This is a genomic window from Hoylesella enoeca JCM 12259 (assembly GCF_000613405.1).
Taxonomy (GTDB): domain Bacteria; phylum Bacteroidota; class Bacteroidia; order Bacteroidales; family Bacteroidaceae; genus Prevotella; species Prevotella enoeca.
This window is the reverse complement of sequence record NZ_BAIX01000006.1, coordinates 49,102-60,742: the sequence shown is the minus strand read 5'-3', so window position 1 is coordinate 60,742 and position 11,641 is coordinate 49,102. Positions and strand designations below refer to the sequence as shown.

Sequence of the window (11,641 nt, the reverse complement as noted above, 5' to 3'; positions counted from 1 at the left end):
TTAATGTTCAGAAGGAGGAGATGATACTGCAATCTGAGTGTATAACGACTCAAAGCGTGCTCTGAGTTGGGCTTTATCGTCGATGATCGCACGGATTGTTTTCAGATTCTCTTCATTCGGAGAGTTGGGAATCCATAACCGAATGTAGCCGTGAGACGAATACTTGTTTTCCAAGTGAGTGATGAAGCGTTGCCACTGCGCTTCCTTATCTTTCTCGGGATAATGTTCCAAACCATATTCCAACGTGCGTCGGAAAACGATGTCGGGATCCAAATCGCGGTCGGCTTCGGCCACAATCTTGCCGTAAATATTTCTCGGTGCGTGCGAGGCCGACGCTCGATGATCTTCCACGGCTTCTTTCATGATCTTGATTTGTTCGGTTGAAAACCATTTGCGTAGTCGTCTATCGGCTCCGAGAATTTTGCCGCTTGTGAGATGATGCACGGCTCGCGGGCCGGCCAAACCCAGATCATGATAAGCGGCGACAACATAAGCCATGTTGGTGTCGGCCCCAATCTTGCTCGCCAATTCCAGCGAGCGCCGGATCACGCGGGTGATATGTGGCAGTTGATGAGCCTTGTCAAAAGCTGTGTAACGGGGAAGAATGTTTTGCTCGATAAACTCCATCAAGTCGAGCGATACAATGGGAAGTGTCGGCATTCCGTGTTGTTTTTTGTTTGCAAAAATAGCGTTTTATCCGTAACTTTGCAAGAAAATAAGATGAGGATATGATAGACGAACATGCTGTGCAGACAAATTCGGCCAAGGCTTGGGTGTTAGCTTCTCGCCCCAAAACACTGACAGGAGCAGCTGTCCCGGTGATGATCGGCACGGCTTTGGCATTGCGGGATGCGGCCTGGCAGATCAATCGGATGCCGGCAGTGTTGTGTTTCCTGTTTGCTTTTATCATGCAGATTGATGCCAACTTCATCAACGATTATTTCGATTTCATCAGGCACGATGACGACGAAAATCGATTGGGACCGAAGCGAGCTTGTGCGCAAGGGTGGATTACTACTGCGGCCATGCGTCGGGGCATAGCCATCGTCACGGTGTTGGCCTGCATGGTGGGTGCTCCGCTCATTGTGTGGGGCGGCCTGGAAATGATCATCTGCGGGGCGTTGTGTGTCGTTTTTTGTTTCCTTTACACAACACATCTATCGCGTATGGCGATGGGCGATGTCCTGGTGCTATTGTTTTTCGGCATCCTACCGGTCGTGTTGACTTATTATCTTGAAATGCCTGCGGGAGAACAGCATGTCACTTGCGAGGTGTTTGTTGCCTCGATAGCTTGCGGAACGGTTGTGGATGCGCTTTTGGTAGTCAATAATTATCGTGATTTGGAGAATGATCGGCGGGTCGGAAAACGCACATTGGCCGTCGTGCTGGGTCCTGCGCAGACACGACTTCTGTATCTTGGGTTGGGGATCACAGCATGTCTGCTGGGACTGGTTTTCATCAGCAGCGGCAGCCTTTGGGCCTCCTTGCTCCCCATGGTCTATCTATGGTTGCATGTCGGAACTTATCGAAAGCTGGTGCAGATCAATCAAGGTCGCGCCCTGAATCGTGTACTCGGCGACACAGCCCGCAACATATTCCTTTATGGACTCCTTGTTGCGGTCGGGCTACTGCTGTGAGGCGAGGCATAGGTCGCTCATCAGATAAGGAGTGCCACATGCAAAACGATTGATTCACTCTTTGCCCACACTCAATTTATTGATTAATTATTTGCTCATTTAAGAAACTTTACTTACCTTTGCCCCCGGCTTCGCCCCCTTCGCCCCCTAAGTTAGGGGGATGGGGGTCTGAACAAGCGAGAGACCGATCAAAAGGATCAAACGAGAATATGATTAAACAAGCAAATATAAACAGCCGTAGCGCGATGCAAAAGAACTTCGATTCTCTTGCATCTTTTAACGCTTTATATTTGCATATCTCGGAAAAAGTCTTAACACACACACACACACACATCTTACCTGGCATAGACGCCTTTCACGTCTCAGCCTACGCGCGCGCGAGGGAAGACGGCTAAACTCCTATAAACAAAGGGCTCACCGGAGTTCCCTTTGTTCCCCTTTTTATACCCTTTTGCCAACCGAGCAAAAAGCAAAATAAGATCGAATTTATTCATCAAAACATAGAGAAACAATGAAGAAAAAAGAGAGTTTAGTGGGCTACGAGAAGCCCGAATGCTCCATCATAGAGTTGGAGACAGAGTGTTTTATCTGCGGCAGCCCGAAAGTCACGCCCGGCGGAACCTCTTTTCAGGAGGACGACTGGGAGGACAAAGGCGACATCGACGCAGGAGAGTTTGAAACAGAGTAAAAAGAAAAGGATGACAACAATGAAAACAAGAGCATTATTATTCGGCATTGCGCTCGGTGCAATCGCCCTGTCGTCGTGCAGTAATGACGACAATACCAAAGATCAGAAAGAAGAAACGCAAGGCGTGCGCTTCACCATTACTGAAGAAGGATTCGGAGCTGACACCGAACTGACGCGTGCCACACCATCGGCCCAGCCGCAGATTATCGAGGCCGGCGACTGCGAGGCTGAAATATCCATCGAGCGTGCGCCCGCTGAGAAACTCGTCGCAACCCGCGGCGTAACCACGCCCGTGCATTACACCATTCGCGCCTACCATAACGGAGCTTTACGAGGCGAAATGAAGGGAACGTTCACGCCGACCGGTTTCACCCCCGACGCCGGCTATAACGCATACATGCTGTTAGGGAGAAACCATACCTACGATTTCGTCTGCTTCAACGACAAAGTAACGCCCAACGGCAACAATCTCGACGTAACGCTGGCCAACGCCAAAGACGCCCGTATTGGGCACCAGCAAATCGCGCTTACAACAGTCGACCAAACCATCAATCTCTCGTCGAAGCACGTCGGCTGCCGAATACAGACAATGATACGTTGCAAAAAGCACTTACCCGCCACGACGGCTACGTTCGCTTCTCGCGGCGCCACCGTTCCGCAAACCGTTTCTTACAATCCCGCTACCGACACTTATACTCCCACGGCAACAACAACCATTCCCACCACAGCCAATAATTCGCCGGCCAGTACTGAGACGATCTACAGTTCATCTGTTTACGGCGAAGCCTATAACTACAGCTCAATTTGTCCCGATTATCATTACGTGCTGCCGACGACCGACGCCAAGAACTTGCAACTCAATTTCACCGGCGGCACGATCTTCTGGAATCCTCTAAACTTTTCAATCTCCGGCCTAAGCACCACCAGCAAGCCATTGATTGCCAACGGCTCCTATACAATCAATATCAAGATGAAACCGCAGTTCACTTATCTGATGAGTAACGGCGATATCGGAACTTTCAGGGAAACGACCTTTGGCGGTGGCAGCAAGACCCCCATCGCCGTAGTACTAAACAGAGGAACACACATGGCCATAGCTCTGAACAATACTGTATATACACCATCATGGTCCACCTCGTCCTATCATTGGTTACAAACCAACACGCATAGTGTAGCGAACCTAACAGATGCATTAACCAGTCAGGCTACGAGTGGCATAGAAGAGACATGGAATCCAGCTTATACACATAGCAATGTAACCGGCAATAAGGTAAAGGCCTTGAATCCTGATTTCCCTCCATTCAATGGTGCTGCCAACTATAATCCGGGCACGGCTTATACCGGCCTTACTCCCTTGCAATGGTATTTACCGTCGTTCAGCGATTGGAAATGGATCTATCCCTTAGGCTTCGGCGATACTCCGGGAGGGTATGATAACCATTACTGGTATGGTAACTTAGTCAATGAGGCATTTACACAGGTGGGCGGAGTTAAGATAACAAACAGGAGTTATTGGTCAAGTACGGAGGAAGGTATCCCCGGCGATTATAGTGGTGTCGGAACAGCGACTTTGGAACAATCATACTTCGCCTTATACAGCGGTCGAAAGTACCACCACTACCCCATTCGCCCGTTCGTGAAATATTAACGATATTAATTGACGATGGAGCGGAATAAATTATTGCGAGGGCTAAAAAGCATTTTTGGCGTGAGAATAAATTATGACAGCACCACAAACGCTCGTTGGGCGGAAAAATAAATTATTTCGGGGCTAAAGCAATTCCTTTGGCCCCGAAATAATTTATTGTAAGGCCAAAAACACGCCCGAGAACCCCAAATAAATGATGACGGCATCAAAAGAATATTTTTCCATGTAAAATAAATTATTACGACGATGAAAACAATTATGAAGATCAATGTGAGCTACGTTTCTCAGTTCAACAACGCACGACACGCGCAGTTTCATCGCAAACAGCATGAGTTGGTGCACGCAGCCGATCAAGCGAAGCTGCACATGCCGGCCGAGGTGATGAACGAGTGGTACAGCAAAATTTTGCTCGAAGTGGAGATCAATAAAGAGGCTGCTGCATCGGTGCTCAGCCAGCGATTGATCGACAAAGACAAAGAGCGGGACGGACTGCTGTCGAACTTGTTCGGCATCGTGAAAGCGCAGAAGAAGTCGCCCGTAAAAGTGCTTCGCGAAGCAGCCGAGGTGCTCGATGTCGCCATGCACCCGTACACCGGAATCCAGGGCGAGGCGTTCGAAGTGGAAAGCGCACATGTGGCTGGTTTGCTGATGGATTTGGGCAAACATGGCGCAGAGGTTGCGGCGCTGGGCCTGACGATGGTGATTAACGAACTTCGCACGGTGAACGACGCTTACGAACAGTTGCGCGGGCAGCGCCGGGCCGATGCCGTGGCGAACCAGTTGCCGCCGTCGCGAGTGGTTCGCCCGCAGACAGACGAAGCATTCGAAGTGGTATGCCAATATATCCAAGCCGCATATCTGTTCGCCACAGCCGACGACGACAAGCAAATGATCGCCACACTCGTGGACGGCATGAACAAAATCACTGCCGAATTTAAAGCCAGCCATAACGAAAGTTGGGCACAGCAAAGTAGACGAGGGGACGAGTTAACAAGGTGACTTTGTGCGCAATGATGATTTAAAATGGCGGGTTGTCTGTAACTCGCCATTCTTTTGTTCTTTTCTTTTCTCTCATTACTTACCAATTCTTATGTCAGGACTCAATGGCTGAGATATGACATCATTTCTTTCCAATTCTTTCCAATGTTTGAAGAATTGGAAAGAATTAGAAAGAAAGTAGAATGGGATATTTCCCGGAACCCATTTGTCGAAATAATGGGGGGGGTAATCTGCAAGGTGGGTTTTGCTTTTCAATTGATTTGTCGTAATTTTGCAGCCAAATTAAACGATGATGAGAAATCTCACAGATGCCGATTTGGCCAAGTTGCTTGATCAAGAAATCTTCCACCAAATATCCGAAGCAGCCGATTCGTTAGGGCTGGATTGTTATGTCGTTGGCGGTTATGTGCGCGACCTTTTTCTCGAACGCGCTTCCAATGACATTGATGTGGTGGTGGTGGGAAGTGGTATTCAGGTGGCCGATGTGCTGAAACAGCGACTCGGGAAGCGGGCACATATCTCCGTGTTTCGCAATTTTGGTACGGCGCAAGTGAAATACAAGGATATTGAAGTGGAGTTTGTCGGTGCACGAAAAGAGAGTTACAGTCATGATTCCCGCAAACCGATCGTGGAAGACGGAACGTTGGAGGACGATCAAAATCGCCGAGATTTCACCATCAATGCATTGGCTGTATGTTTAAATAAAGACCGATTCGGAGAGTTGGTCGATCCTTTTGACGGGTTGGCCGATATGGAAGACGGACTGATTCGCACACCGCTCGATCCCGACATCACTTTTAGCGACGACCCACTGCGCATGCTTCGCTGTGTGCGTTTTGCTGCTCAGTTGCGCTTTTTCATCCACGAAGAGACTTTCGAATCACTCGAACGCAATGCTGATCGCATTCGGATCGTCAGCGGCGAACGCGTTGCCGACGAACTCAATAAGATTATGATGACCGATCAACCCAGCCGCGGTTTCTACGAATTGTATCGTTGCGGGCTGCTCAATCTGATTCTTCCGGAACTTGTGAAGCTCGATATCGTGGAGACACGAAATGGGAAATCGCATAAGAATAACTTTTATCACACGCTCGAAGTGGTGGATAACATCAGTCGGAAGACGGATAATCTCTGGTTGCGTTGGGCTGCCATGTTTCACGATATAGGCAAACCGAAGAGCAAACGGTGGGACAATGCGGCGGGTTGGACATTTCATAACCACAATTATTTGGGCGCGAAGATGGTGCCGGAGATATTCAGACGATTGAAGTTTCCGATGGATTCGAAGATGAAATACGTGCAAAAGCTGGTGGATTTGCACATGCGTCCCATTGTGATTGCCGATGATGTGGTGACCGACAGTGCCGTGCGCAGGTTGATGAACGATGCCGGCGATGACATTGACGACCTGATGACGCTTTGCGAGGCCGATATAACGAGCAAGAGTCAGGTGCGGAAGCAGCGTTTTCTCGATAATTTCCGTATTGTCCGCAGCAAGTTGTCTGATCTCAAAGAGCGCGATTACAAGCGTTTGCTTCAGCCCTGCATCGATGGCAACGAGATCATGGAGATGTTTCATTTACCCCCTTGTCGCGAAGTGGGAACATTGAAACAGACGCTCAAAGATGCCGTTCTTGACAATCGGGTGGCCAATGAACGCGCCCCGCTGATGGAACTTTTGATGAAAAAAGCGAAGCAAATGGGACTCGTTGGTGGTAACTGATCACCATTCTTTTTATTTCTCTGCGCAAATCTTTTTATTTCTCTGCGCAAATCTTTTTATTTCTCCGCGCCATTCTTTTTAATTCTCCGCGCCATGCAAAATAGCTCTTTTCGCGTTGCGAAAAAGGCTTCGTTGGCGTACGAAAAACCGTTAGTTGCAGCGCAATTGACCGTTAGTTGCAAAGGCGTTTGTATGCAGCTTATATTCAGTTCAGAAAGAGTCGCTTGTAGCGAGAAGCTCAGTTGTATTCCGCTTTTTCGTAATTTCGTTTCCCATCCTCAATAATTATTGTTAAAAGAAAAAATGAGGTGTAACAGCGTGTGGTGATTATTCGTATCTTTGCGAACGGAAACTTGATAATTGTTTTTGGTTTTCTGAAAGGTGTATTCAGGTAACACTGCAAGTGAGACGGAAAATTTGAATATATAATATAATAAGGTATGGAACTAAACAAGTCGTTTTTGATCGGCGCCTTGGCTGCTTTGATGATTTCGTGCGGCAATAGAGGCGGTATGAATTTGAGCGATAACGAGTATCCGGTGCGCACAGTCGAAGCGCAGGATGCCGCTTCGCAAACCACGTATCCGGCTACAATCAAAGGTGTGCAGGACGTAGAGATTCGGCCGAAAATATCCGGATTTATCACGAAGATATGTGTCCGCGAAGGTCAGCGTGTCAATGCCGGGCAATTGTTGTTTGTCATTGATAATGCCACTTACCAAGCTGCGGTGCGTCAAGCATCTGCTGCGGTGAACACGGCACGAGCTCAACTCGGCACAGCGAAGTTGACTTATGACAACAGCCAGCAATTATTCAAAAACAAAGTGATTGGTCAATACGAACTGCAATCGGCTCAAAACACCTATGAGAGTGCACGGGCGGCATTGGCACAAGCACAGGCATCGTTGGCTTCGGCTAAGGAAACGCTGGGCTTCTGTTATATCAAGAGTCCCACGAGTGGCGTAATCGGGAGTCTGCCTTACAAAGTGGGCGCCCTTGTCAGTGCATCAAGTCCCGACGCACTGACCACCGTTTCGAATGCGAGTGCGGTGGAAGTGTATTTCTCTATGACTGAAAAGGATGTCTTGGATATGACCAAAGCCGATGGTAGTGTAAGTGCGGCGATCGCGCGGATGCCTGTTGTGAAACTGCAATTGGCCGATGGAACGATCTATGATCACCCCGGACGAGTGACCAAAATGAGCGGCGTGATCGATCCGTCGACCGGTTCCACCTCGATGATTGCACGTTTCGATAACCCTAAGCATCTGTTGAAGAGCGGTTCGTCGGGCGCAATCATTGTGCCGCATACCAATAATGCTGCGATCGTTGTGCCGCAGGAAGCTGTGACACAAGTGCAGGATCGTTATTTCGTTTATGTCGTTGGTCCTGATGGAAAGGTGAAATATACGGAGGTGAAAGTGGATCCTAATGATGACGGAGTGAACTATGTGATTACTGCCGGGCTGAAAGTGGGTGACCGTTTTGTGGTTAAGGGCACGTCGTCTCTGACCGATGGAATGGCGATTAAACCACTCACCGAAGCGCAATATGCCGAGAAATTAAAAAAAACGGCACAAATGGGAGCAGACCAAGGAGACTTGAATAAACTGAAAAAAGATTTCGGGAAATAAGTCGGAAAGGCTTGGCGCAACAGCGACTGATGCTGTGTGCGTAAGCTGATTATATCTAAAATAAACGCAAATGAAACTTGATAATTTCATCAATCGCCCCGTGTTGTCGACGGTCATATCGATATTGATCGTCATCTTGGGGCTTATCGGGTTGGTGTCGCTGCCCATTGAGCAGTATCCTAACATCGCCCCACCTACTGTTATGGTGCGTGCCTACTATCCAGGAGCCAGTGCTCAAACAGTGTTAAACTCCGTTGTGACGCCGCTTGAAGAGCAAATCAATGGTGTGGAAGGTATGACTTATATGACATCTTCGGCTACTAATGATGGCTCAGGCAGCATAACGATTTATTTCAAACAAGGAATGAACGCCGATATGGCGCAAGTCAATGTGCAAAACCGTGTGACCCAAGCCAGTTCTCTGCTTCCGGCAGAGGTTACGCAGGGTGGTGTGAGCGTGCAAAAACGCCAGACTTCCACCGTGCTTTTATTTGCTTTGATCGGCGATAGTACGCGTTATGATGAGCAATTCCTCTCCAACTATGCAACAATTAATGTGATTCCGGCTATCAAACGCGTCAACGGCGTGGGTGATTGTGAAGCAATGGGAGCCAAGACATACACGATGCGCTTGTGGCTTGACCCCATCAAGATGAAGCAACACAACTTGGTTCCGTCGGATATTGCAGGTGTTCTCGCACAGCAAAACATCGAAGCTGCTCCAGGAAAGTTTGGAGAGCAAAGCCAGAATCAATACGAATATGCCATCAAATATAGAGGAAGGCTTCAAACTCCGGAAGAGTTCGGCAATATGATCATATCTACCGACGATAATGGTCAGACCATTCGAGTGAAAGATGTGGCCCGAGTGGAGATGGGCGCATTGTATTATGCAGTGCGACAGAGTCTTAATGGCAAGCCGTCTGTGATGATGATGGTCACTCAAACGGCTGGTTCTAATGCCACACAAATTGTCAATGACATCAAGAAAGTATTGGCTGAACAGGAGAAGTCACTGCCACCAGGCTTGGAATTCAAGGCCATGCAAGACGTAACGGAGTTCCTTTATGCCTCAATCAATGACCTTGTAAAGACGCTGGTCGAGGCTTTCATCCTCGTGTTTATCGTCGTTTACATCTTCTTGCAGGATTTCCGGTCGACGTTGATACCATTAATCGCGGTGCCTGTGTCGCTTGTCGGTACATTCTTTTTCCTCTATGTATTCGGGTTCTCACTCAATTTGCTGACTCTTGCGGCGTTAGTGCTGGCCATAGCCATCGTTGTCGACGATGCGATTGTGGTCGTCGAGGCTGTTCACGCGAAGTTGGATCTTGGCTATAAGTCGGCCAAAACGGCATCCATTGATGCAATGAGTGAGATCTCCGGAGCCATTATCTCCATTACATTGGTGATGTCTGCGGTGTTCATTCCTGTCTCTTTCCTTGGCGGAACATCCGGAACGTTCTACAAAGAATTTGGTATCACGATGCTATAGCCATTGTGATCTCGGCTGTTAACGCTTTAACGCTTTCTCCGGCATTGTGTGCCATCTTGCTGAAACCGAAAAACGAAGACGGAAGCGAGCGTAAAATGTCGATGATCGACCGTTTTCACGCGAGCTTCAACGCCACATATGATAAGGTGTTGAATAAATATAAGGTGGGTGTTCGGCGTATTGTAGAGCGTCCGATTATTGCAGGCGTGGCTGTGTTGATAGGTATTGCTGTGCTGGGAATCACTGCAATGAACACGAAAACGGGTCTTGTGCCCGACGAAGACACCGGAACGCTCTTCGTAACGGTATCTACTCCGCCGGGGACCAGTCTCGAAAAGACGAGTCAGGTAATGGATCAGGTAGACGCGATGTTAGCTACCAACCCGGCCATCGACGGTCGTACGCGAATCACCGGTTATAACTTCATTGCCGGACAAGGCTCCAATCAAGGTACATTTGTTCTGAAACTCAAACCGTTTGAGGAACGAAACAAAGATGAAGGACCGTTGAAGTATATCGGCGTGCATAACGAGGGCTCGATGATGGTACTCGGAATGATCTATAAACAGACCGCAGCTATCAAGGGAGCACAGGTTTTAGCCTTCCAGCCTCCTATGGTAATGGGTTACTCTTTGACCAATGGTTTGACCTTTTCAATGCAGGATCGCACCGGCGGTGATGTGGATAAGTTCTTCAAGATTACGCAAAACTTCCTGGCAGAGTTGAACAAACGACCTGAGATTAGCAATGCGATGACCACGTACAACTCTAATTATCCACAGTATATGATGGATGTCGACGTGGCAAAATGCAAACAGAGCGGCATTGCTCCAAGTGTAGTGCTCTCCACAATGCAAGGTTATTTCGGCGGACTTTATGCTTCTAACTTCAATGCTTACGGTAAACTGTACCGCGTTTACATTCAAGCTGCGCCCAGCGCACGCACGGATATCAAGAGTCTAAATAATATTTACGTGCGCACTAATGCTGGAATGGCTCCTATTAACGAGTATGTGACGCTGAAAAAAGTGTTCGGTCCGCAAGACATCAATCGTTTCAACCTCTTCACTTCCATTAATGTGAATGCCAGTGCAGCTGACGGTTACTCAACGGGTGATGCCATTCAAGCAATGGCCGAGGTTGCAAAGACGACGCTTCCGCAGGGTTATACCTATGATTTTTCAGGTTTGACGCGATCCGAACAGGAGTCGAGCAATTCGACAATGATGATTTTTGCGCTTTGTCTCACATTCGTTTACCTCATTCTGAGTGCACAATACGAGAGCTATTTGTTGCCACTTTCTGTCATTCTTTCTATTCCGTTCGGACTCGCCGGAGCGTTCCTCTTTACGCAACTCTTCGGTAGAAACAATGACATTTATATGCAGATCGCGCTGATTATGCTCATCGGATTACTTGCCAAGAATGCAATCTTGATCGTAGAGTTCGCTCTTGAACGGCGGCGTACAGGTATGGCAGTGTCTTGGTCGGCCATTTTGGGAGCTGGAGCACGACTTCGTCCGATCTTGATGACATCTTTGGCAATGATCATTGGGCTATCACCGATGTTGATTCCGACAGGTGTCGGTTACAACGGAAACATGACTTTGGGTGCCGCTGCTATTGGAGGAATGCTCATTGGAATGCTTTGCCAGATTATGATTGTACCTACTCTCTTTGTGATTTTCGAGCATTTGCAAGAGCGAATCAAGCCGATTACCTTTGAAGATGAAGAGAATCCCGAGGTGGCTCGTGAGTTACAACCGTTCAAACGCAAGCCGATCGAATATAAAATGGATGAATAAGATAAGGTT

7 protein-coding genes and 1 pseudogene are annotated in these 11,641 nt (G+C 48.2%); 7 read left to right on the top strand and 1 reads right to left on the bottom strand.

The annotated features are described in order from the left end of the window. On the bottom strand, positions 1–660 hold the full coding sequence (locus JCM12259_RS03530) for an HD domain-containing protein (RefSeq protein WP_025065436.1): 660 nt from the start codon (positions 658–660) through the stop codon (positions 1–3). A gap of 71 nt (positions 661–731) precedes the next feature. Between JCM12259_RS03530 and menA the strand changes: the two genes are divergently transcribed. The 7 genes and pseudogenes from menA to JCM12259_RS13635 all read left to right on the top strand — a co-directional run bounded on the left by menA (position 732) and on the right by JCM12259_RS13635 (position 11,632). Further along, entirely contained in the window at positions 732–1,637 is a 906-nt protein-coding gene (gene menA, locus JCM12259_RS03525) for a 1,4-dihydroxy-2-naphthoate octaprenyltransferase (RefSeq protein ID WP_025065435.1), read from the top strand. A gap of 511 nt (positions 1,638–2,148) precedes the next feature. Then, positions 2,149–2,325 carry a hypothetical protein gene (locus JCM12259_RS16900; RefSeq protein ID WP_172793004.1) on the top strand — a complete coding sequence of 59 codons (177 nt, stop codon included), beginning with the start codon at positions 2,149–2,151 and terminating at the stop codon, positions 2,323–2,325. A 19-nt stretch (positions 2,326–2,344) separates the two neighbouring features. After that, a complete protein-coding gene (locus JCM12259_RS03510; RefSeq protein ID WP_036888493.1) occupies positions 2,345–3,973 on the top strand; it encodes a hypothetical protein in 1,629 nt (542 codons plus the stop codon). Positions 3,974–4,219: 246 nt separating this feature from the next. Next, a complete protein-coding gene (locus JCM12259_RS03505; protein ID WP_051559138.1) occupies positions 4,220–4,972 on the top strand; it encodes a DUF6261 family protein in 753 nt (250 codons plus the stop codon). 292 nt (positions 4,973–5,264) lie between these two features. Next, the gene (locus JCM12259_RS03500; RefSeq protein ID WP_025065432.1) at positions 5,265–6,698 is read left to right on the top strand and encodes a CCA tRNA nucleotidyltransferase; all 1,434 of its coding nucleotides are present in this window, start codon (positions 5,265–5,267) and stop codon (positions 6,696–6,698) included. A 440-nt stretch (positions 6,699–7,138) separates the two neighbouring features. Continuing rightward, a complete protein-coding gene (locus JCM12259_RS03495; protein WP_025065431.1) occupies positions 7,139–8,332 on the top strand; it encodes an efflux RND transporter periplasmic adaptor subunit in 1,194 nt (397 codons plus the stop codon). A gap of 70 nt (positions 8,333–8,402) precedes the next feature. Further along, positions 8,403–11,632: pseudogene (locus JCM12259_RS13635) on the top strand (efflux RND transporter permease subunit). Positions 11,633–11,641: the final 9 nt, after the last annotated feature.

What these genes read in the sequence shown, in the direction of transcription:
- JCM12259_RS03530 (WP_025065436.1), bottom strand. Translation starts at nt 660, where the DNA reads ATGCCGACACTTCCCATTGTATCGCTCGACTTGATGGAGTTTATCGAG.
- JCM12259_RS16900 (WP_172793004.1), top strand. Translation starts at nt 2,149, where the DNA reads ATGAAGAAAAAAGAGAGTTTAGTGGGCTACGAGAAGCCCGAATGCTCC.
- JCM12259_RS03510 (WP_036888493.1), top strand. Translation starts at nt 2,345, where the DNA reads ATGAAAACAAGAGCATTATTATTCGGCATTGCGCTCGGTGCAATCGCC.
- JCM12259_RS03505 (WP_051559138.1), top strand. Translation starts at nt 4,220, where the DNA reads ATGAAAACAATTATGAAGATCAATGTGAGCTACGTTTCTCAGTTCAAC.
- JCM12259_RS03500 (WP_025065432.1), top strand. Translation starts at nt 5,265, where the DNA reads ATGAGAAATCTCACAGATGCCGATTTGGCCAAGTTGCTTGATCAAGAA.
- JCM12259_RS03495 (WP_025065431.1), top strand. Translation starts at nt 7,139, where the DNA reads ATGGAACTAAACAAGTCGTTTTTGATCGGCGCCTTGGCTGCTTTGATG.